A 21,154-nucleotide genomic window follows, 5' to 3' on the forward strand; every position below is an offset into this window, starting at 1 on the left:
GCCGAAAGGCCCGGCTACGGCAGCGTGCCATGGTGTTCCCCCCGCGCGTTCTGGCGCAAGGTGGCCTCCATGAGCATCCCCGCCGGCGCCGCGTTCCGCCGTATGACCGCCCGCAGCCGTGACGAGACGCACCGTGCCTCGACACCGCTGGAGCTCTTCTTCGACCTCTGCTTCGTGGTCGCCGTCGCGCAGGCGGGCGCCCGGCTGGTGCACGCGCTGGCCGCCGGCCACCCCGGCGACGGGGTCGTCGGCTATCTGCTGGTCTTCTTCGGCATCTGGTGGGCCTGGATGAACTTCTCCTGGTTCGCCTCGGCCTACGACACGGACGACGTGCTCTACCGGATCACCACGCTGGTGCAGATCACCGGTGTTCTCGTGTACGCGGCGGGCGTGCCGCGCGCCTTCGACGCCAACGACTGGACGATCTCGGTGATCGGCTACTCGGTGATGCGGCTGGCGCTGGCCTCCCAGTGGCTGCGTGCCGCGCACGGCGAGACCGGCGCCGCGCGCGCCTGCGCGATCCGGTACGCGTTCGGCGTCACCGTCTGCCAGGTCGGGTGGATCGGGCTGCTCTTCCTGCCCGACGGCGCGAAGGTGTGGGCGTTCCTCTGCCTGATCGTCGTCGAGCTGTCCGTGCCGCTCTTCGCCGAACACAGCCACCGGACGCCCTGGCACCCGCGGCACATCGCCGAGCGGTACGGCCTGTTCACCATCATCGTGCTCGGCGAGTCGATCGCGGCGGCGACCGTCGCCGTGCAGTCCGCGCTCGACGAGCACGAGGCGGTGGCCGAGCTGCTGCCCATCGCGGGCGGCGGTCTGCTGATCGTCTTCGCGGCCTGGTGGATCTACTTCGCCGTGCCCATCGAGGAGCACCTGACCTCGAACCGCGAGGCGATCCCCTGGGGGTACGGCCACTACATCGTGTTCGTCTCCGCCGCGGCGATCGGCGCGGGCATCGAAGTGGCCGTGGAGCAGAGCGTCGGGAAGGCGGAGATCTCGGTGCGGGCCGCCTCGGCGGCGGTGACCGTGCCGACCGCCGTCCTGTTCTTCACCGTCTGGCTGCTGCACTCCCGGCACTCCAAGCGCGGCCTCGCGCAGCAACTGATCCTGCCGGTGGCCTCGTTGCTGGTCCTGGCCTGCACGTTCTGCGGGGAAGCCGCGGTGCTGCTGGCCGGGGTCGTGTCGACGCTGGCCGTCGCGGCCGGGGTCGCGCTGGTGCGGCGCGGCGCCTCGGCGGCGGCCTGAGCCGCGTCACAGTCCCGTGGCGCCGAGCAGTGATCCCGCCGCGTACGTGACGGCCATCGCCGCCGCCCCGCCCGCCATGTTCCGCAGGACGGCGGGGCGGGGCGGGGCGCTGCCGAGCCGCGCGCTCCCCCATCCGCACAGCGCGAGCGCGATCAGCACCGCCACCGCCGTGACGGACAGCCGCAGCGGCGGGGGCAGCAGCACGATCGCCAGCAGCGGCAGCAGCGCTCCGGCGGTGAACGCGGCGAAGCTGGCGCCCGCCGCGTGCCACGGGTTGGTCAGCTCGTCGGGGTTGATCCCGAGCTCGACCCGGGCGTGGGCGCCGAGCGCGTCGCGTTCGGTGAGCTGCTCCGCGACCTCGCGGGCCAGTTCCCTGGTCAGCCCCCGGTCCTCCAGCAGACCGGTGAGCTCGTCGAGTTCCGCCTTCGGCTCGGTGGCCAGCTCCTCGCGCTCCATGGCCAGCGCGGCCTGTTCGGAGTCGCGCTGCGTGCTGACCGAGACGTACTCCCCCGCCGCCATCGAGAGGGAGCCGGCCAGCAGCCCGGCCAGCCCGGCGGTCAGGATCGCCGACCGGGAGTCGGTGGCGCCGGCCACGCCGACGACCAGCCCGGCCGTCGACACCACTCCGTCGTTGGCGCCGAGCACCCCGGCCCGCAGCCAGTTCAGCCGGCTCGCGAGCCCGCCCTCGTGGTGCGGCTCACCGTGCTCCGCCGGGGTGCCGCCGCCCCGCTCACCGCTCTGCCCGCCGTCGCTCATGCCGCGAGGATCTCATTCGCGGCGGCCGTGCGCGGTCAGGCTCAGGCCGCGACCGGTGTCCTGACGTCGCCCGGCACGGGCAGCGCCGCCTCGGCCCCGGCGGACCCGCGCACCCCCTTGAGGAGGACGACGAGTGCCGCCGTGACGACCGTGCCCGCCGCGACGGCGACCAGGTACAGCCACGGGTTGCCGATCAGCGGCACCACGAAGATGCCGCCGTGCGGGGCGCGCAGGGTGCAGCCGAAGGCCATCGACAGGGCGCCGGTGACCGCGCCGCCCGCCATCGCCGACGGGATGACCCGCAGCGGGTCGGCGGCGGCGAACGGAATCGCGCCCTCGGTGATGAACGACGCGCCCAGCACCCAGGCCGCCTTGCCGTTCTCGCGTTCCGTACGGGTGAAGAGCCGCCCACGAACGGTCGTCGCCAGCGCCAGTCCCAGCGGCGGCACCATGCCGGCCGCCATCACGCACGCCATGACTTTCAGGCTGCCGTCGTTGGGGTCGGCCAGCCCGCCGACGGCGAAGGCGTACGCGACCTTGTTCAGCGGACCGCCCATGTCGAAGCACATCATCAGGCCGAGGATGACGCCGAGTATGATCGCGTTCGAGCCCGTCAGGCCGTTCAGCCAGTCGGTGAGGCGTTCCTGCACCCAGGCGATCGGCTTGCCGACCACCAGGAACATCAGGAAGCCCACCACCGCCGAGGAGATCAGCGGGATCACCACCACCGGCATGATGCCGCGCAGCACCGGCGGTATCGCGACCCGCTGGACCGCCATGACGACGGCGCCCGCGAGCAGGCCGGCGACCAGGCCGCCGAGGAACCCCGCGTTGATCGTCAGCGCGATGGCGCCGCCGACGATGCCGGGGACCAGCCCCGGCCGGTCCACCATCCCGAACGCGATGTACCCGGCCAGGATCGGCACGAGGAACGTGAAGGCGGTGTCGCCGATCTGGAAGAGCAGCGCCGCCCAGCTCGCGCTCTCGCCCCAGACGAAGTGCTCGGCGACGGAGGGCGCGGCGTTGATCCCGTACCCGCCGAGCGCGAAGGCGAGCGCGATCAGCAGGCCGCCCGCGGCGACGAACGGCACCATGTAACTGACGCCCGTCATCAACCACTTGCGCAACCGGGTGCCGAACCCTTCGCCGGACCCGTCGCCGTCGGCGTCCTCCCCGGCCGCCGAGCGTGCCGCGGCTGTCACCTCACCGCGTTCCGCCCTGCCCCGCGCCTCGGCGAGGAGTTCCGGGGCGCGGCTGATGCCCGCCTTCACCCCGACGTCCACCGTCGGCTTCCCCGCGAAGCGCTCCTTGTCGCGGACCTCGACGTCATGGGCGAGGATCACCGCGTCCGCCGCGTCGATCGCCGCCTTCGGCAGCTTCTTGAAGCCGGCCGAGCCCTGGGTCTCGACGGCGATCTCCACACCGGCGTCCCGGGCGGCGTTCTCCAGGGACTCCGCCGCCATGTACGTGTGCGCGATGCCCGTCGGGCACGAGGTCACCGCCACGACGCGGAACGGCCGCTGCTCCGGGACGCCGCCCGGGGCGGTCTCCGCCGCCTGGACGACGGGCTCGCCCGCGATCAGGGCCGCGGCCGCCGCCGGATCGCCGGCCGTGCGCAGAGCGGCGGTGAACTCCGGGTCCATGAGGCGGCGGGCGAGGGCCGACAGGATCGTCAGGTGGTCGGTGTCGGCCCCTGCCGGGGCCGCGATGAGGAAGACGAGGTCGGCGGGGCCGTCCGGGGCGCCGAAGTCGATGCCGGCGCCGCTGCGGCCGAACGCGAGGGTCGGCCGGACGACGTGTTCGCTGCGGCAGTGCGGGATCCCGATGCCGCCGTCGAGGCCGGTCGGCATCAGGGCCTCGCGCGCGGCCACGTCCGCGAGGAAGCCCTCCAGGTCGGTGACGCGTCCGGCGGCCACCATCCGCTCGGCGAGCGAACGTGCCGCGGCTTCCTTGCTGTCGGCGGCCAGGTCGAGATCGACCAGCTCCGCGGTGATCATTTCACTCATCGCGCGGCTCCATTGCTCGCGTCCCCGCCCGGCGGGCGGAACGGACTGTGGGTGGAACGGAATGCTGCGGCCACCGGGCCGATCGCCGCCCCGGCGGCCCGGCGGCCCTCATACCGGCTCCCGCAGCGGGCGGGAGAGGGGGACGTCCGCGGTCACGGTGACCGCCGACGGGTCGAGATCCGCCGGCGCGGGCATGACGCTGCCCGGCAGCTGCACGGCGGCTGCCCCATGGGCGACGGCCGCGGCGAGCGCCGCCTCCCCGTCGCCGCCCGCGGCGAGGAAACCCGCCAAGGACGCGTCCCCGGCCCCGACGTTGCTGCGGACCACCGCGACCCGCGCCTGCCCGAAGTACGCGCCCGAGTCGTCGACGAGCAGCTGCCCGTCGGCGCCCAGGCTGGCCAGCACCGCCCGCGCGCCCAGGGTGCGCAGCTCTCCCGCCGCCTTCAGCACGTCACCGACGGTCGCCAGCGGCCGGCCGACGGCCGTGGCCAGCTCCTCGGCGTTGGGCTTGACGACGTCCGGGCGCATCGCGAGCGCGGCGAGCAGCGAGGGGCCCGAGGTATCGAGGGCGACGCGGGCGCCCACCCGGTGCGCGCGGGCGACGAGTTCGGCGTACCACTCCGGCGGCAGCCCGCGCGGGAGGCTGCCGCAGCAGGCGATCCACCGCGCGTCGGCGGACCGGGCGCCGACCGCGTCCAGCAGCGCCTCGGACTCGGCGGGGGTGAGCGCGGGCCCGGCCGCGTTGAGCTTGGTCAGCGTCCCGTCCGGTTCGGCGACCGAGACGTTGACGCGGGTCGAGCCGGCGATGCCGACCCCCTCGACCTCGATGTCCTGCTCCGCCAGCAGCCGGCCGAGCAGCTCGCCCTCGGGACCGCCGATGGGCAGCACGGCGACCGTCCGCCGCCCAGCGGCGGCCACCGCCCGCGAGACGTTGACGCCCTTGCCGCCGGGGTCGACCCGGTCGGCGGTGGCCCGCAGCACGGCTCCGCGGTCGAGCGCGGGGATCTCGTACGTACGGTCCAGGCTCGGATTCGGGGTGACGGTCACGATCATGCGCGTACTACTTCCGTGCCCGCGCTCTCGATGTCGCGGGCCGCTTCGGGGTCGAGTCCCTGATCGGTGATGAGCAGGTCGACATGGGAGAGGTCTCCGAAGCGGGCGAAGTTCCGCTGTCCGTACTTCGAGGAGTCGGCGAGCAGCAGGACGCGGCGCGCGGCGGCGATCATCGCCCGCTTCACGGCGGCTTCCGCGAGGTCCGGGGTGGTGAGGCCGCCGTCGGCGGAGAAGCCGTTCGCGGCGATGAACAGCACGTCGGCGTGAATCTCGCTGTAGGCGCGCAGCGCCCACGCGTCCACCGCGGCGCGGGTGCGGTGCCGGAGCCGGCCGCCGACGAGGTGGAGGGTGAGGTCCGGGTACTCCGACAGGCGGGCGGCGATCGGCAGGGCGTGCGTCACCACGGTCAGCCGTGAGTCGATCGGGAGGACGGCGGCGAGCCGGGCCGCGGTGCTGCCCGCGTCGATGACGACGGTGCCCTCCGCCGGCAGTTCGGCGAGGGCGGCGCGCGCGATCCGGTCCTTCTCGTCGGCCGCCGTCGCCTCGCGCTCGGCGAGGTCGGGCTCGAAGTCGAGCCGCCCGGCCGGGATGGCCCCGCCGTGCACGCGCTGGATCACTCCGGCCCGGTCCAGCGCCTTGAGATCGCGGCGGACCGTCTCCGGCGTGACGTCGAACTCCTCGGCCAGCGAGAGGACGTCGACGCTTCCGAGCTCGCGGGCCCGCCGCAGGATCTCTTGCTGCCGTTCCGGGGCGTACATGTGGTTCTGCCTCCGACTCATGCCCGAGTGTGTTGCTATGCCGCCACCGTATCCACGGATCGGCGCGAAGTAAACACAAACAGGCAGTCGGCAGACGCATTCGGACATCGGTGGGCGCAGCGGGACCCTGAAAATGCGTCCGGGCATGGCCGAACCCCGGCGCGGGGGGGGTTGCGCCGAGGTTCGGGTCCAGGGGCGGCGGGGCGGACCCCGCCGCGGTCAGGCTGCCTCGTACTCCAGGCCCGTGTCGCGGGCCATGCGCTTGAGGTCGGCCAGGGCGTGCTTCTCGATCTGCCGGATGCGTTCACGCGTCAGGCCGTGCTGCTTGCCGACCTCGGTCAGCGTCCGCTCGCGGCCGTCCTCGATACCGTACCGGGACCGGATGATCGAAGCGGTACGTTCGTCCAGGCGGCCGATGAGCTCTTCGAGCTCCTCGCGGCGCAGCATGACGAGCACCGACTGCTCGGGAGAGGCGGCGGCGCCGTCCTCCACGAGGTCACCGAACTCGGTCTCGCCCTCCGCGTCCACCGACATGTTCAGGCTGACCGGGTCACGGGCCCAGTCGAGCACGTCGTGCACGCGGGACGGCGTCGAGTCCAGCTCGGCGGCGATCTCCTCGTGCTCCGGGTCGCGCCCGTGCTCACGGTTGTACTCCCGCTGCACCCGCCGGATCCGGCCCAGCTCCTCCACGAGGTGGACGGGGAGCCGGATGGTGCGGGACTGGTCGGCGATGGAGCGGGTGATGGCCTGGCGGATCCACCAGGTCGCGTACGTGGAGAACTTGAAGCCCTTGGCGTAGTCGAACTTCTCGACGGCGCGCACCAGGCCGGCGTTCCCCTCCTGGATCAGGTCGAGCAGCGGGAGACCGCTGCGCGGGTAGCGGCGGGCGACCGCCACGACGAGGCGCAGGTTGGAGCGGATGAAGACGTCCTTGGCGCGCTCGCCGTCGGCGACCAGCGCTTCCAGCTCCTCGCGGTCGGCACCGGATCCGGCACCTTCGACAAGCTGCGCGTCGTCGGAGAGTATGCGTTCGGCGTAGACGCCAGCCTCGATCTCCCGGGACAGTTCGACTTCCTGCGCAGCGTCGAGCAGCGGGGTGCGGGCGATCTCATCGAGGTACATTCCGACGAGATCGCGGTCTGCGGCTTCCCCGCCAACGGCGCGGACGCTGCTGGTCCCGCCTGCGGAACGACGGGCGACGGCACGGGTTGCCATGCGTGCTCCCTTGCGAAGGTTCGGTCGGGTGTCGGTTGGAGCGGAACATCCAACCTTGCCTTTCGGCTGCCCGCTCTGATCTGGATAACGACTGGAATCCGGACACAATTCCCATGTCGATCACTGATTTTCGCGATCTTGCAGTACCCTGTGCCGCCACACGGGCGCGCAGAGTGTGGCGATGATCCGGGAAGTGCAGGTCAGGGCCGGTCCCGGAACGCTCCCGGGCCCTCGCGGCCATCCCCCGCCGCCCGCGTCCGTGAGATGCCGCTCACAACCCCGGGCGGGACGGTCACGCGTCCGGGCTCCCTTACCCGTGGCCGCTCTCCTACCCCGAAGACGGCCCGTACCGCTCATTGGTTGCCCAAACGGGCGAAGAAGCCCCGAACGGCCCGGTACGCCCCGTACCGGCGACCGGCCCGTACCGGAGAGCGGCAAAGGGAAGGGCCCAGCCTCCGGATTCCGGAGGCTGGGCCCTTCCCTGTGTACCGCGTACTGCCGTAGTGACTACCGACTACGTGTGGATCTTGATCAGTGGGCGATGACCGGGATCGGCAGGCCCTCGGCCAGCTCGTCCTCCAGGCTCACACCCCGGTCCTCGCTGCCGGGGACGCCGGTGTTGATGAGCACCGCCGCGATCAGGGCCGCGAGCACCAGTGCGCCGAAGGCCCACCAGATCGCGACCGAGAAGCCGTGCACGGCCGCCTCGTTCACGAAGCCGACCTTGCCGAGCTTCCCGGCGGACGCCGCGTTGGACGCGATCCAGGAGGTCGTGGCGCTGGCCGCGATGGTGTTGAGCAGCGCGGTGCCGATGGAGCCACCGACCTGCTGCGAGGTGTTGACCATCGCCGAGGCGATTCCGGAGTCGCGCGGCTGGACGCCGTGCGTCGCCATGCTCATGGCCGGCATGAACGCCGAACCCATGCCGAGGCCCATCAGGACCAGGCCCGGCAGGACGATGCCCAGGTAGTTGGGCTCGGTCTTGATCTGCGTGAGGATCAGCATGCCGACGGAGGCGAGCAGGAAGCCCGGTGCCATCAGCATGCGCGGCGGCACGCGGAGCATGAGCCGGGCGCCGATCTGCGTGGAACCGACGATCATGCCCGCGACCATGGGCAGGAACGCGAAGCCGGACTTCATCGCCGAGTAGCCCAGGATGTTCTGCAGGTAGAACGTCAGGAACAGGAACAGACCGAACATGCCGATGATCGCGATACCGAGCGACAGGTAGACGCCGCCGCGGTTGCGGTCGGAGATGACGCGCAGCGGGAGCAGCGGGGCCTTCGCCCGGGCCTCGTAGAACACGAACGCCGCGAGCAGGACGACGGACGCGACCAGCAGGGAGATGGTCTTGGTGGAGCTCCAGCCGTCCTCGGCCGCGACGGTGAAGCCGTAGACCAGGGAGACCAGACCCAGGGTGGAGAGGACCACGCCGGGGATGTCGAGGCGGTTCGGGTTGCGCGAGCCTTCCGGCTCGTGCACCACCATGTAGGCGCCGACGGCGGCGACGACCGCGAAGGCGATGTTGACGAAGAGCGTCCAGCGCCAGTTCAGGAACTCGGTGAGGACACCACCGAGGATCAGGCCGACAGCGGCACCGGCACCGGCGATGGCGCCGTAGACACCGAACGCCTTGGCACGTTCCTTGGCGTCGGTGAACAGCACCGCGAGCAGCGACAGAGCGGCCGGCGCGAGCAGTGCGCCGAACGCGCCCTGCAGGGCACGGGCGCCGAGCAGCATGCCGGTGTTGACGGCCGCGCCACCGATCGCGGACGCCGCGGCGAAGCCGAGCAGACCGACGATGAAGGCGTTCTTACGGCCGAACAGGTCGGAGATACGGCCACCGAAGAGCAGCAGTCCGCCGAAGGCCAGGCTGTAGGCCGTGATGACCCACTGCTTGTTGGCGTCCGAGATGCCGAGGTCCGTCTGGGCGGAGGGAAGGGCGATGTTCACGATGGTCGCGTCGAGCACGACCATCAGCTGAGCGATCGCGATGAATATGAGTGCTTTCCAGCGCCGGGGATCCGGCTGGAGTGCTTTCTCGGGAATAGCAGGCATGGCTGTACTCACTAAGGGTGCGGAGGGACAGGGAAATGGGGACGTTTGTGGGAGTGCGTCAGCTCTGCTGCTGCAGATCCTCCAAGGTCACGGCGGCGCCAGGCAGCGCCGACCGCGCCGGGGCGCGCAGCCCGTCGAGGAAAATCTGCAGGTGACGGTGCACGAACCGGTCCATGTCCATGCACGCCTTGCCGGGCAGCGGTCGCGTGAGCTGCGTGATCGCGACCATCAGGTCACCGACGGCGATGTCGGTGCGGAGTTGGCCAGAGGTTCGCGCTCTGTCCATTATGTCCTCGATCGAGCGATTCAGCCGGTCGCGAGCCGCAAAAATCGCCGGATGGTTGCCGTCGAAGGCCTCGGAGAGCATCGGACACAGGGCGCCGACCCGATCCTCCGCTGATTCGAAGACGAAGCGCCGCAGCGCCTCGAAGGCGTCCGGCTCCTGTGCGAGCGCCGCCTCGGTCCGCTCGGTGATCCGCGCCATCACCGACAGGACCACCTCCCGGACGAGTTCGGCCCGGTCCGCGAAGTGCCGGTAGAGCGTGGCGTTGCCGACACCGGCGCGGCGCGCGACCTCGTCCAGCGGGACCTCGGCCCCGTGCTCGACGAAGGCCTCGCGCGCGGCGGCGACGATCCGCTCCCGGTTGCGCGTGGCATCTGCCCGCAACCGGGGGGAACGCGATCTCACGGCGCTGCCGACCACCGGACACTCCTTCTGACCTCGAAGCCCTCTGGCGAAAGTGGATGGGAAGCGGGGAATCACTCCCCGCTTCGTTCTGACACCAGTCTAAACGGGGAGAGGGTCCCCAGTTATTTCGGGTGGCCGGTGTGACCTGCGGCACATTCTCGAGGAGTGCTCGAATCGCGCTCGAGATGGTTCATTGAATCTTCAAGAAGTGGACGTAGGATGGACACCATGAAATGGCTGACCGAAGAAGAGCAGGCCTCCTGGCGCGCGTACGTGCACGCCACGACGCTGCTGGAGGACCACCTCGACCGGCAGCTCCAGCGTGACGCCGGCATGCCGCACATGTACTACGCCCTGCTGACCACGCTCTCCGACGCCCCCACCCGCCGGATGCGGATGACCGAGCTGGCGCAGCAGACGAAGATCACCCGCTCCCGGCTCTCGCACGCCGTCACCCGGCTGGAGAAGAACGGCTGGATCGCCCGCGAGGACTGCCCCTCCGACCGCCGCGGCCAGATGGCCGTGCTCACCGACGAGGGCTACGAGGTGCTGGTGCGGACCGCCCCCGGACACGTCACCGCCGTCCGCTCGGCCATCTACGACCGCCTCACCCCCGAGCAGGTCCAGCAGCTCGGCGAGATCTCCCGCATCATCGCCGAGGGACTGCAGCCAGAAGGCGCCGACCTGCCCTGGCTCCGCTGAGCCAGGGCCGATCGGCGCCCAGGGGACTTCCGTCCCACCGCACTACCTCACTGCTACTCGACGACGATCTCGACGGTGATGTTCCCGCGGGTCGCCTTCGAGTACGGGCACACGCCGTGCGCCTGCTCGACCAGCTTGCGGCCGGTCTCGCCCTCCAGCTCCGCCGGGAGCTCCACGCGCAGCGTGACGTCGAGCTCGAAGCCGCCGTTCGCGGCGTCGGCGCCGATGCCGACCTCGGCGGTCACCGAGACGTCCTTGGTGTCAACCTTCGCCTCACGGCCCACCAGCCCGAGCGCGCTGGAGAAGCACGCCGCGTAACCGGCCGCGAAGAGCTGCTCGGGGTTGGTGCCCTTGCCGTTCCCGCCCAGCGCCGGCGGCATGGCCAGCTGCAGGTCCAGCTGCCCGTCCGAGCTCACGGCCCGGCCGTCGCGTCCATTGGCCGTGGCCACAGCGGTGTACAGCGCACTCATCGGAACCATCCCTCTCCACACTTCACGGCCCGGTTGCCCCGGGGCCGCCCTCGGCACTACTAGAGCACACAATTCAATTGTGCACAACTAAAGGGTACGCTGGATACATGAGGACGACCGAACCGGCACCTGCCGAGTACCTGCGCCTGGACAACCAGATCTGCTTCGCCCTGCACGCCGCGTCCAGGGCGTTCGGCACCCTCTACCGGACGGCGCTGCGCGACCTCGCCCTGACCTACCCGCAGTACCTGGTGATGCTGGTCCTGTGGGAACACGGCGATCTGCCGGTGAAGAAGATCGGCGAGTACCTGCGCCTGGACTCCGGCACCCTCTCCCCGCTCCTGAAGCGGCTGGAGGCCGCCGGCCTCGTCCAGCGCGAGCGCAGCGCGGTCGACGAGCGCTCGGTCACCGTCCGTCTCACCACCACGGGCGACGCCCTGCGCGAGCGCGCCCAGCGGGTCCCGGAGCAGATCGCGTCGGCGACCGGCCTCGCCCTCGCCGACCTGACCGACCTGCGCACCCGCCTCAACCACCTGACGGCCACCCTCGACGCGGCCACCCCCGAAGCGGCGGCCGACCCGGTCCCCGAGTAACCCCGGCCGCCCGACACCGCCACCACGGATACCCGCCAGCGCCGGGCGCCCCGAATCCGCTAACCTGTCATCACCCCGCCCCAGTAGCTCAGGGGATAGAGCACAGCTCTCCTAAAGCTGGTGTCGCAGGTTCGAATCCTGCCTGGGGCACATCATCCGGAAGGCCCTCCCGTCAGCACCGACGGGAGGGCCTTCCGTGTGCGCGGGGACTCGGCGGGCGGTCAGGACCGGCGGAGGACCAGGGCGTAGGCGCCGAGGCCCAGGACGCGGTCGCCCGCGCAGTCGCCGGTCGTCGTGCGGACGGTGAGCAGCGCGCCGGAGCCGGCGTCGAAGTCGACGTCGGAGACGGTGCCGAGCGCCTCGCCGCGCTCGTCGAGGACGCGCTTGCCCGGCAGCGCGCGGTGCTTGTCGGCGAGGGGGGCCAACTCGCCCGACGGCGTGCCGAGGGTGGCGCCGGACCGGACGATGACGGCGTCGGGGCCGATCGCGTGGATGTGGTCCCAGACGAGGGTGTCGCCGGAGCCGTCGGTCTTCTTCAGCCGCAGGGCCACGACGGAGGCCTTCGCCGGGTCGACGACGAAACCGTCGACGATGCCGACCGTGCGGGCCTCGGCGGCGCTGACCACCTGGCGGCCGACCGTTTCCGAGAAGAGCATCAGACCTCCGTTCCGCGGCGGGCGCGGTACGCCTGGACCGCTGCCGCGAACCCTGGCAGGTCGTCGGCGATGAACTCGGCCGCGGCCGCCGGGATGACGAGTGCCTCGCCCGAGACGGCGGTGGTCTCGGAGAGCGGGATGAACACCTTGCGCCCCTGCCGGTCGAGCGCGTCGGAGGAGGCGATCTCGTAGCCCACGACGTGGGCCGACGTTCCCTCGACGACCTCGACGACGACGTCGGAGATCCTGCCGAGGTCGGTGCCGCCGTCGGTCAGCACCCGCGAGCCGAGGACGTCACCGCGGCCGGCGGAACCGCGTTCCAGCACGTCGGCCTTGCTCTCGAAGACGTCGTCGGCCTTGATCATCACGGCGTCGTGGCCGAGCCCGTGCACGCCCGCCCACGGCAGGCTGTGCCGCAGGGGTCCCGAGAGCAGGCCGCGGCCGCTGAGGGTGAAGCCGGCGATACGTCCGGCCGTGCCGTCGAAGACGATGTCCTTGATCTGCGCGACGGCCTCACCGGCCAGCGTCACGACCGGCCGTTTGGTGATCTCCGACGCGAGCATCATCACCAGGGCGGGGGCGGTCATTTCACGCGTCCCTTCCCTGCCCGCCGGCCGATGGCGCCGCGACGCACCGCGATCACCCCACCGCTGCGGCGCCGTGCCTGCACGCCCGCCGCCGAGCCGGCCAGCACCAGCAGGACCGCCACCACGACGACGACCCAGATCCACCAGTCCATCGCGCACATCTCCCCTCACACCCGGGCCCCGCGACGCGGTCGCCATGTCCTTCGACTTCCCCCGTCCCCCTCTTCCACGCGCGGACCGGCACGCGGCCGGGCACGGGGAGGAGGGGCGGGGCGATGGGCGCGGTCAGCTGCCGAACGCGTGCTTGCGCGGCTGCTGCTGCGGCATCTCCGGGGCCGAGGTCCGGGCCGGGTGGTCGTTCCCGGTGCGCTGCCGTTCGACCCTGGCGGCGAGGGCGTCCCGCTCGGCGACGGCCGCGTCGGCGTCCTTGCGCGCCTCCCGCAGCCGTACGGCCTTGCGGCGGCGCAGCACCGCGCCCTCACCGGCCATCACCAGGCTGAGGCAGAAGATCAACGCCAGGGCGAGGCCCGCGCAGAAGATGGAGAGCGAGTTCATCCTGACCAGGTCATGTCCCAGCAGCACCACCGTGTAGTCGGGCCCACCGTTCAGGTTGCCCGCGATCAACAATCCCGTGAGCGTTCCGGTCGCGGCGAGAAGCACCAATCCCAGGAACAGCATCCGAGTCACCTCCGGTTGTCCGGACGTCGTCCGAAACGTGGTCCGCATCCGTCGCTGCGGCGTCTACCCGGCGCTGGGCCGCCCTAACGGCGGTCCCGTGCGACAGGCGACTTCAGGCCGCGGGTGTCCTCCTTCGCTTAATACCCTGGGGGGGTATATGGTGAAGGAGAGTGGACGGCGACAGCCGTCACCGCACGAGACGCACGAGGAGAACGCCATGTCCTGCTGCTCCCCCGAGGGAACCTGCCACACCGACGGCGCGACCGACGAGTCGCAGCCGGCCACCGTGGTGTACTCCGTCTCGGGCATGACCTGCGGGCACTGCGAATCCGCGGTGACCAAGGAGCTCGCGACGCTCCCCGGCGTGACCGTCATCAAGGTGGACGTCGCCACCGGGCTCGTCACCCTCGCGTCCGAGCGGCCGCTGGACGACGAGACGATCCGCGCCGCCGTCGACGAGGCGGGCTACGAGCTGGTCGGCCGGGCGTGACCGCACCGGTCAGACTGGGCGGCTATCTGCTGATCCTGCTGGTCGTCCTCGGCGCGGCGTTCGGCCTCGGCCGCGCGCTGCGGGGGGACGCCGGACCGGCCGTCCCGGAGCCGCGTCCGGCCTCGCACCAGGGCATGTAGCGCCGGAACAGGCAGGGCTTCCGGCCTCGATCGAAGGAGTGGAGTGGAGTGGCGATGACCACGGCGGCCGCCGGCCGCCAGGTGGAGCTGGAGATCGGTGGCATGACCTGCGCCTCCTGCGCGGCACGCATCGAGAAGAAGCTCAACCGGATGGACGGCGTCACCGCGTCCGTCAACTACGCGACCGAGAAGGCCAGGGTCAGCTTCGACGACGGCACCGTCGCCGTGGACGACCTCATCGCCACCGTCGAGGCCACGGGCTACAGCGCCGCGCTGCCCGCCCCGCCCGCGGAGACCGCCGGCTCCGGGCCGGAGGGGTCCGCGCCCGACGAGCTCACCCCCCTGCGCCAACGGCTGCTCACCGCCGTCGTGCTGGCCGTGCCGGTGATCGCGATGGCGATGGTGCCCGCGCTGCAGTTCGACAACTGGCAGTGGCTCTCCCTGACCCTCGCCGCGCCCGTCGTCGTCTACGCGGCCTGGCCGTTCCACCAGGCCGCCTGGACCAATCTGCGGCACGGCGCGGCGACCATGGACACGCTGATCTCGGTGGGCACGCTCGCCGCGTTCGGCTGGTCGTTGTGGGCGCTCTTCTTCGGCACGGCCGGTATGACCGGCATGAAGCACCCCTTCGAGTTCACGATCTCGCGCGGTGACGGCAGCGGGAACATCTATCTGGAGGCCGCCGCCGGGGTGACCGCGTTCATCCTGGCCGGACGGTACTTCGAGGCCCGCTCGAAGCGGAAGGCCGGAGCCGCGCTCAAGGCGCTGCTGCACCTGGGGGCCAAGGACGTCGTCGTCCTGCGCGACGGGCGCGAAGTGCGCGTCCCCACCGCGGAACTGGCGGTCGGCGACCTGTTCGTCGTGCGCCCCGGCGAGAAGATCGCCACCGACGGCACCGTCCGCGAGGGCGCTTCCGCCGTCGACGCCTCCCTGCTGACGGGCGAGTCCGTGCCGGTGGAGGTGGTGCCCGGTGACGGTGTCACGGGTGCCACGGTGAACGCGGGCGGCCGGATCGTCGTCGAGGCGACCCGGGTCGGCGCCGACACCCAGCTCGCCCGCATGGCACGGCTCGTCGAGGACGCACAGAACGGCAAGGCCGCCGTGCAGCGGCTGGCCGACCGGATCTCGGCGGTCTTCGTGCCCGTCGTGATCGCACTCGCCGTCGCGACCCTCGGCTACTGGCTCGGCGCCGGCGAGGGCGCCTCCGCGGCCTTCACCGCGGCCGTCGCCGTACTGATCATCGCCTGCCCGTGCGCGCTGGGGCTCGCGACGCCCACCGCCCTCATGGTCGGCACCGGGCGCGGCGCCCAGCTCGGCATCCTCATCAAGGGCCCGGAGGTCCTGGAGTCCACGCGTGCGGTGGACACGATCGTCCTCGACAAGACCGGCACGGTCACCACCGGCGTCATGACCCTCACCGACGTGCATGTCGCCGACGGCGAGGACGAGAAGACCGTGCTGCGGCTGGCCGGCGCCCTGGAGCACGCCTCCGAGCACCCCATCGCCCAGGCCGTGGCCGCCGCCGCCGAAGGCTCGGGCGAACCGCTGCCGGTCCCCGAGGACTTCGCCAACGTCCCGGGGCTCGGGGTGCGGGGCGTCGTCGAAGGGCACGCGGTGCTGGTCGGCCGCGAGAAGCTGCTCCACGAGTGGGCCCTGTTCCTGCCCGCGGACCTGGCGGCGGCGAAGGCCGCGGCCGAGGCCAAGGGCCGCACGGCGGTGGCCGTCGGCTGGGACGGCGCGGCCCGCGGCGTCCTCGTCGTCGCCGACGCCGTCAAGCCGACGAGCGCGGAGGCCGTGACCCGGCTGCGCGCCCTGGGCCTCACCCCGATCCTGCTGACCGGCGACAACGAGGCGGTGGCGCGGGCGGTGGCCGAGGAGGTCGGGATCTCCGGCGACGACGTCATCGCCGAGGTCATGCCCGAGGACAAGCTGGCCGTCATCAAGCGGCTGCAGGCCGAGGGCCGTTCCGTCGCGATGGTGGGCGACGGCGTCAACGACGCCGCCGCGCTCGCCCAGGCCGACCTGGGCCTGGCGATGGGCACCGGCACCGACGCCGCCATCGAGGCGGGCGACCTGACCCTCGTACGGGGCGACCTGCGCGTCGCGGCCGACGCCATCCGGCTGTCGCGCAGGACCCTCGGCACGATCAAGGTGAACCTCTTCTGGGCCTTCGGCTACAACGTGGCGGCCCTCCCCCTCGCCGCCGCCGGACTCCTCAACCCGATGATCGCGGGCGCCGCCATGGCCTTCTCGTCCGTCTTCGTCGTCGGCAACAGCCTCCGCCTACGAGGCTTCAAGGCCTGACCCGGGGCCCGCCGCGTCCTCGCTCCCCCCGAGCAGCGCCGCGAGATCCGCGTCCAGGTCGATGTGCCGGTGCTCCTCGCCCGGTGGCACCGCCGTGTAGGAGCGCGTGAGGAAGTCCTGGACGTCCTCCGTGTCGAGCTGGAGCAGCGCCACGCCCACCGGCGAGGAGAGTTCGATCATGGTCCGCCGCTGCCCGCAGGGCCATACGTGGACGTCGCCCTCGCCCGACGGCATCCGCAGCCCCGCCGCCAGCAGGTCGCGCGCGAAGGTCCAGACGACATCGTGGCCGTCGAGCGTCGCCGACGCCGGGAACGCCAGCCGCGCGGCCAGCGGGTCGTCGCACTGGTAGATCAGGGTGGCGGCGATGACGCGGTCCCTCGCCGGGGACGCGCAGAGCCGGGCCCGGAGGGTCTGGTCGATGACGGTCAGCATGAGGTGTCTCTCTCCCGCTGGGTTGTGTCCAGTCCTCTGCAAGACCGGGAAATCACGTCGGGGATTACGCGGCTTGGGCCCTTCTCGCTGTGATGTCCGCCACGCGCAGCGCCGCGCCGCCCCGCGGCGCTGCCTGAGGCGCTGTCAGAGGTGCGTGTGAGCATGGGGGAATGACGGTCGACGGGGCAGTGCGGCGGATCGGCGGGGACGAACGGCGGGCGCGGCTGGGGGTGCGGCACCGGCTGGTGCCGGAGCTGCGCGCGCGGTCCGCGGAGGACGTCGCCCGGTCGCTGGTGGCGCTGCACGCGACGGACGCGGCGACGGTGTACCTCTCCACGGCGGCGCGGCTGGCCGAGCCCGGCTTCGCGGAGGTGGAGCGGGCGCTGTACGAGGCGGGTTCGCTGGTGCGGCTGCTGGCGATGCGGCGGACGATGTTCGTCGTCACCGGGGAATCCGCGCCGGTGGTGTACGCGGCGGCGGCCCGCGCGATTGCGGCCAAGGAGCGGGCCGGGCTGCTCAAGTACCTCGCGGAGGGCGGCGGCTGGGACGAGGCCTGGCTGTCGGAGGTCGAGGAGGCCGTGGTGGCCGCGCTGGCGGCGCACGGCGAGTCGACCGCCGCGCAGTTGGGCGGGTACGAACCGCGGCTGCGCGAGCAGGTGGTCCTGGCGGCCGGAAAACCGTACGAGGCGCGGCAGAACGTGGCGAGCCGCATCATCAGGGTGCTCGCGGCGGAGGGCCGGATCACCCGGCGCAGACCCGTGGGGTCGTGGGCGAGCAGTCAGTTCCGGTGGGCGGTGGCCGAGCCGCTCCACGAGCTGCCCGCCGCCGAGGCGAAGGCGGCGCTGGCCCGCGACTGGCTGGCGGCCTACGGCCCCGGCACCGAGGCCGACCTCAAGTGGTGGACGGGGTGGACGCTGACGGACGCCCGCAAGGCGCTGGCCGCGGTCGGCGCCCGCCAGGTCGCGCTCGACGAGGGCACCGGATACGTGCTCCCCGAGGACGTGGATCCGGCGCCGGACGCCGGCCCGTGGGCGGCCCTGCTGCCGGGCCTGGACCCGACGCCGATGGGCTGGCAGCAGCGCGACTGGTTCCTGCCGGACGAGCACCGGCCCGCGCTCTTCGACAGGACCGGCAACGTCGGACCGACGGTGTGGTGGGACGGCAGGGTCGTCGGCGGCTGGGCGCAGCGCCCGGACGGGGAGATCGTGTGGCGGCTGCTGACCGGCGCCGGGAAAGGCTCCGGAAACGGCTCCGGGAACGGCCCGGGCAAGGAGGCGGTGGCGGCGATCGCCGCCGAGGCGGAGCGGCTCGGCGGTTGGCTGGGGGAGGTCCGGGTCACGCCGCGGTTCCGTACGCCGCTGGAGCGGGAGCTGTCGGCCTGAGCGCCACGGGGCCGGTCCGGGCGCCGATGGGGGCTGCCGCCCGGGGCGCGCCGGAGGTGGCGCGGCGAAGGTAGCCAAAAGCCACTTAGCGGACACAATCCGATCGTGGACACTTTCTGGCGGTCGCGCCTCATGCCGCGTCTCAGGTCGCTCCTGCGCGCCGTGTGGTCCTGGATCCGGAGCGCCCCCGGCACGTACATCTGGCTGGCCATCCTGTTCGTGACGACCGTCGTCATGCACCACGTCTCGCCCTCCCAGCTGGACGAGATGCTCGGCGAGCGGTCGACGAACCTGCACAACCTGTCGGAGGAACCGGCCAGGGCGCTGATCAGGAGCGCCCTGTGGATCGACGGCGGCGGCTGGCTGTTCTACGCGTTCCTCTACACCGTCTTCCACGCCACCGCCGAGCGCTGGCTCGGCACCCTGCGCTGGCTCACCGTCGTCCTCATCGGCCACGTCGCGGCGACGTACATCAGCGAGGGCGTGCTGCTCTGGGCGATCCACCAGGGCCGGGCGCCCGCGACCTCCGCCGACACCCTGGACGTGGGCGTCAGCTACGGCCTGGCGGTCGTCGAGGCCGTCCTGACGTACTTCCTGGTCTTCCGCTGGCGGTTCTTCTACGGCTTCTGCGTCCTGGGCTTCTACGGTCTCGCCCTGGTGCACGGCCGTACGTTCACCGACGTCGGCCACTTCACCGCCGTGCTGCTCGGCTTCGCCTGCTACCCGCTCACACGAGGGCGGCCGGGTCACCTGGACCCGGCCGCCGTCTTCTCCCGTGCCGCCCGGCGGATCAGCCGAGACGGATGAGCTTGTCCCCGAAGGACGGTTCCGCCAGGTCCGACCGGAGTGCCACCGGCACCTTCGTCTCGCCGGTACCGGTGCCGAGGCTCAACGTGCCGACCTCGGTGCCCGCCTTCGCCGTGTGCGGAACGCCGGCCGTGCCGGCCGCCAGCTTCAGGTCCGACTTCAGGCCCGACCAGCCGATCGCCGTCAGGTCCTTGGTGGCGACCACCGGCGTCTTCCCGCCGAGACCGTCGTCCACATAGCCGACGACCTCGCCCTTCTTCACCACCACCGCCGAGGTGAGCGCGGCGCGCGCGCCCCTGACCAGCGTGTCGCTGGTGGACAGGGCGTACTCCAGCATCTGGTTGGGCGTCGAGCCCTTGCGCTGCTGCAATACCACGCCGAGGATCATCCGCGGCTTGCCGTCGACGGTCTTCTGCGCCGCCCACATCAGAGCGCCGGCCGCCGGGGTGCTGGAGCCGGTCTTGATGCCGATGACGCCCGGGGTGTGCGTCAGCAGCCCGTTGTTGTTGAAGAGCTTCGGCACGCCGGGGATGACGGCGTTCTCCATGGCCACGATGGAGCGGAAGACCTCGTCCTTCATGACCGCCCGGGCCAGCACGAGCTGGTCGACGGCGGTGCTCTTCGTCGTCTCCTCGAACCCGCTCGCCCCGGTGTACGTGGTGTTCTTCATGCCCAGGTCGGTGGCGGCCTTCTGCATCTTGGGGACGAAAGCTTCCTGCGTGCCGGAGTCCCAGCGGGCCAGCGCGCGGGCGATGTTGTTGCCGGACGGGATCAGCAGCATCTGCAGCATCTGCCGCTCGGTGAACTCCTGGCCGAGCTTGACCTGCACCGTGGACTCGTCGAGCGACGCCGCCTCGTCCGCGGCGGTCTGGTCGATCTTGATCTTCGGGCCGGTCTCCGTGCCCTTGAGGGGGTGGTCCCGGAGGATCACGTACGCGGTCATCACCTTCGTGACGCTCGCGATCGACACCGGTGTCTGCGCCCCGCGCACGCCCATGCTCCCGATGCCCTCGAGCTCAACGGCCGACTGGCCCATCGCGGGCCACGGCAGCGACAGCTGACCGCCCTCGAAGGTGTACGACGGAGCCGAGGTCAGCGTCAGCGCGGGGGCCGGCAGCGGGCGGAACGACTGCGCGACCGCGATGGCGATCAGCAGCAGCACCACCAGCGGCGTCCAGATCTTGAACCGCCTGACCACCGTCCGCAGCTTCGTCTCCGGCGGCGGCGGGGTGTTCGTCAGCTCCGCCAGCAGCTTCAGCGGCTGCGCGGGCGCCGGCGGCAGCGGGAACGGCATCTGCCGGGTGCCCTGCGGCCCGGCCTCGGACTCCTCGTCGGGAGCCGCTGTCGCCGGGGCCGAAGGGGCAGCGGGTGCGGACGGGGCTGCTGGGGCTACTGGGGCCGAAGAGTTCGCCGTGTCAGGAGCGGCGCGGCGAACCGGACGCTCCACCTCCGGCCACGCGAGGGCGTACGGAGACGCTGACTGCTCCTGTGACGCCCGCGACGGCTCCGCGGGGGATTCCGTGCGCGGGGCGGCCGAGACGTCCGCCGGGGCGCTCCTGGCGGCTTTCCACTCGGGCTTGGGGTCCGGCTCGCGGTCCGGCTCGCGGTCGGCGGGTGCTTCGGCGGGGTCCCGGACCGTCTCCGGCAGTGCCGCCGCCGGCGCGGCCGCCGGTTCCCGCACCGCTGCGTCGCGGGGCTCGTCCGCCGGCGCATCCACCGGCTCGTCGACCGGCTCGTCCGCCGGCTCCTCGGGGGCGGCGGCCGCCTCCGGCCCATCGGACGCGTCAGGCGCCCCGGACGCGTCCTCCGGCCGTGCGTCCTCGGGCTCGTCCGGTGCGCCGGCGGGCTCGTCGGCACGCTCGTCGACGGATTCGTCAACCGGCTCGCCGACGCTCGCCTCCGGTTCCGTCACGGAATCCGCCGTACTGTCCACCGCCGGAGGGACGGGTGCGTCGGCGGGCGCTGCGTCATCCGATCCGTCGTGCGCGTCCTCAGGCGCCGTAGGTTCCGCGACTACGTCGTCCGGGACGACTACGTCATCCGGCGTATTCGGGCTACTGCCGGATGCAGACGCACCGGGCTGGCGCGGCAGACTCCCGCCACCACCCCCCGCGTCCTCACCGGCGGCCCCGCC

At 72.1% G+C, this 21,154-nt stretch carries 22 protein-coding genes and 1 tRNA gene; 9 read left to right on the forward strand and 14 right to left on the reverse strand.

Annotation, left to right across the window (positions count from 1 at the left end):
• Positions 1 to 69 precede the first annotated feature (69 nt).
• Entirely contained in the window at positions 70 to 1,245 is a 1,176-nt protein-coding gene (locus tag O3X23_RS03645; protein WP_269269624.1) for a low temperature requirement protein A, read from the forward strand.
• Positions 1,246 to 1,251: 6 nt separating this feature from the next.
• On the opposite strand, the gene O3X23_RS03650 is transcribed toward O3X23_RS03645, so the two are convergent.
• From O3X23_RS03650 to O3X23_RS03680, 7 genes are all read right to left on the reverse strand, one after another.
• Positions 1,252 to 2,001: a VIT1/CCC1 transporter family protein gene (locus tag O3X23_RS03650; RefSeq protein WP_269269625.1), complete on the reverse strand. Its 750-nt coding sequence runs from the start codon at positions 1,999 to 2,001 to the stop codon at positions 1,252 to 1,254.
• A 41-nt stretch (positions 2,002 to 2,042) separates the two neighbouring features.
• On the reverse strand, positions 2,043 to 4,007 hold the full coding sequence (locus tag O3X23_RS03655) for a PTS fructose transporter subunit IIABC (RefSeq protein ID WP_269269626.1): 1,965 nt from the start codon (positions 4,005 to 4,007) through the stop codon (positions 2,043 to 2,045).
• 108 nt (positions 4,008 to 4,115) lie between these two features.
• Positions 4,116 to 5,060, reverse strand: coding sequence for a 1-phosphofructokinase (gene pfkB / locus O3X23_RS03660; RefSeq protein ID WP_269269627.1), 945 nt, complete (start codon positions 5,058 to 5,060; stop codon positions 4,116 to 4,118).
• Positions 5,057 to 5,818, reverse strand: coding sequence for a DeoR/GlpR family DNA-binding transcription regulator (locus O3X23_RS03665; protein WP_269269859.1), 762 nt, complete (start codon positions 5,816 to 5,818; stop codon positions 5,057 to 5,059). Before O3X23_RS03665 ends, pfkB begins: the two co-directional genes overlap by 4 nt.
• A 219-nt stretch (positions 5,819 to 6,037) precedes the next feature.
• The gene (locus tag O3X23_RS03670; RefSeq protein ID WP_269269628.1) at positions 6,038 to 7,033 is read right to left on the reverse strand and encodes a sigma-70 family RNA polymerase sigma factor; all 996 of its coding nucleotides are present in this window, start codon (positions 7,031 to 7,033) and stop codon (positions 6,038 to 6,040) included.
• Positions 7,034 to 7,564: 531 nt separating this feature from the next.
• On the reverse strand, positions 7,565 to 9,091 hold the full coding sequence (locus O3X23_RS03675) for an MFS transporter (RefSeq protein ID WP_269269629.1): 1,527 nt from the start codon (positions 9,089 to 9,091) through the stop codon (positions 7,565 to 7,567).
• Between the two features lie 58 nt (positions 9,092 to 9,149).
• Positions 9,150 to 9,794: a TetR/AcrR family transcriptional regulator gene (locus O3X23_RS03680; protein ID WP_269269630.1), complete on the reverse strand. Its 645-nt coding sequence runs from the start codon at positions 9,792 to 9,794 to the stop codon at positions 9,150 to 9,152.
• A gap of 204 nt (positions 9,795 to 9,998) precedes the next feature.
• Between O3X23_RS03680 and O3X23_RS03685 the strand changes: the two genes are divergently transcribed.
• The gene (locus O3X23_RS03685; protein WP_443047730.1) at positions 9,999 to 10,481 is read left to right on the forward strand and encodes a MarR family winged helix-turn-helix transcriptional regulator; all 483 of its coding nucleotides are present in this window, start codon (positions 9,999 to 10,001) and stop codon (positions 10,479 to 10,481) included.
• Between the two features lie 53 nt (positions 10,482 to 10,534).
• Here the strand turns inward: O3X23_RS03685 and O3X23_RS03690 are convergent, their stop codons facing one another.
• Positions 10,535 to 10,951: an organic hydroperoxide resistance protein gene (locus O3X23_RS03690; RefSeq protein WP_269269632.1), complete on the reverse strand. Its 417-nt coding sequence runs from the start codon at positions 10,949 to 10,951 to the stop codon at positions 10,535 to 10,537.
• Between the two features lie 107 nt (positions 10,952 to 11,058).
• Here O3X23_RS03690 and O3X23_RS03695 point away from each other — a divergent pair, with 107 nt between their 5' ends.
• Both O3X23_RS03695 and O3X23_RS03700 read left to right on the forward strand, forming a co-directional pair.
• A complete protein-coding gene (locus tag O3X23_RS03695) occupies positions 11,059 to 11,544 on the forward strand; it encodes a MarR family winged helix-turn-helix transcriptional regulator (protein ID WP_269269633.1) in 486 nt (161 codons plus the stop codon).
• A 77-nt stretch (positions 11,545 to 11,621) separates the two neighbouring features.
• Positions 11,622 to 11,694, forward strand: a tRNA-Arg gene (locus O3X23_RS03700).
• 71 nt (positions 11,695 to 11,765) lie between these two features.
• Here O3X23_RS03700 and O3X23_RS03705 read toward each other — a convergent pair.
• The 4 genes from O3X23_RS03705 to O3X23_RS03720 all read right to left on the reverse strand — a co-directional run bounded on the left by O3X23_RS03705 (position 11,766) and on the right by O3X23_RS03720 (position 13,465).
• Positions 11,766 to 12,200: a PRC-barrel domain-containing protein gene (locus O3X23_RS03705; RefSeq protein WP_269269634.1), complete on the reverse strand. Its 435-nt coding sequence runs from the start codon at positions 12,198 to 12,200 to the stop codon at positions 11,766 to 11,768.
• Positions 12,200 to 12,787, reverse strand: a complete 588-nt coding sequence (locus tag O3X23_RS03710; protein ID WP_269269635.1) for a PRC-barrel domain-containing protein — start codon at positions 12,785 to 12,787, stop codon at positions 12,200 to 12,202. The genes O3X23_RS03705 and O3X23_RS03710 overlap by 1 nt, the downstream gene beginning before the upstream one ends.
• Positions 12,784 to 12,939, reverse strand: a complete 156-nt coding sequence (locus O3X23_RS03715; RefSeq protein ID WP_269269636.1) for a hypothetical protein — start codon at positions 12,937 to 12,939, stop codon at positions 12,784 to 12,786. Before O3X23_RS03715 ends, O3X23_RS03710 begins: the two co-directional genes overlap by 4 nt.
• Before the next feature lie 133 nt (positions 12,940 to 13,072).
• A complete protein-coding gene (locus tag O3X23_RS03720; RefSeq protein WP_269269637.1) occupies positions 13,073 to 13,465 on the reverse strand; it encodes a hypothetical protein in 393 nt (130 codons plus the stop codon).
• Between the two features lie 217 nt (positions 13,466 to 13,682).
• Here O3X23_RS03720 and O3X23_RS03725 point away from each other — a divergent pair, with 217 nt between their 5' ends.
• From O3X23_RS03725 to O3X23_RS03735, 3 genes are read left to right on the forward strand one after another with little or no spacing between them, the layout of a single operon-like run.
• Complete coding sequence (locus tag O3X23_RS03725) at positions 13,683 to 13,955, forward strand: heavy-metal-associated domain-containing protein (RefSeq protein WP_443047766.1); 273 nt, start codon at positions 13,683 to 13,685, stop codon at positions 13,953 to 13,955.
• Positions 13,952 to 14,095 (forward strand): hypothetical protein, encoded by a 144-nt coding sequence (locus O3X23_RS03730; RefSeq protein ID WP_269269639.1) that lies wholly within the window; start codon positions 13,952 to 13,954, stop codon positions 14,093 to 14,095. The genes O3X23_RS03725 and O3X23_RS03730 overlap by 4 nt, the downstream gene beginning before the upstream one ends.
• Positions 14,096 to 14,149: 54 nt before the next feature.
• Complete coding sequence (locus O3X23_RS03735; protein WP_269269861.1) at positions 14,150 to 16,399, forward strand: heavy metal translocating P-type ATPase; 2,250 nt, start codon at positions 14,150 to 14,152, stop codon at positions 16,397 to 16,399.
• On the opposite strand, the gene O3X23_RS03740 is transcribed toward O3X23_RS03735, so the two are convergent.
• Entirely contained in the window at positions 16,379 to 16,831 is a 453-nt protein-coding gene (locus O3X23_RS03740) for an SsgA family sporulation/cell division regulator (protein ID WP_269269640.1), read from the reverse strand. The genes O3X23_RS03735 and O3X23_RS03740 overlap by 21 nt on opposite strands.
• A 170-nt stretch (positions 16,832 to 17,001) precedes the next feature.
• Here O3X23_RS03740 and O3X23_RS03745 point away from each other — a divergent pair, with 170 nt between their 5' ends.
• Positions 17,002 to 18,213, forward strand: coding sequence for a winged helix DNA-binding domain-containing protein (locus tag O3X23_RS03745; protein WP_269269641.1), 1,212 nt, complete (start codon positions 17,002 to 17,004; stop codon positions 18,211 to 18,213).
• Between the two features lie 132 nt (positions 18,214 to 18,345).
• The gene (locus O3X23_RS03750) at positions 18,346 to 19,020 is read left to right on the forward strand and encodes a rhomboid-like protein (protein WP_269269862.1); all 675 of its coding nucleotides are present in this window, start codon (positions 18,346 to 18,348) and stop codon (positions 19,018 to 19,020) included.
• Here O3X23_RS03750 and O3X23_RS03755 read toward each other — a convergent pair.
• The gene (locus O3X23_RS03755) at positions 19,004 to 20,932 is read right to left on the reverse strand and encodes a D-alanyl-D-alanine carboxypeptidase (protein ID WP_269269642.1); all 1,929 of its coding nucleotides are present in this window, start codon (positions 20,930 to 20,932) and stop codon (positions 19,004 to 19,006) included. The genes O3X23_RS03750 and O3X23_RS03755 overlap by 17 nt on opposite strands.
• Positions 20,933 to 21,154 lie beyond the last annotated feature (222 nt).

This window comes from Streptomyces sp. H39-S7, from assembly GCF_027158205.1.
GTDB lineage: Bacteria > Actinomycetota > Actinomycetes > Streptomycetales > Streptomycetaceae > Actinacidiphila.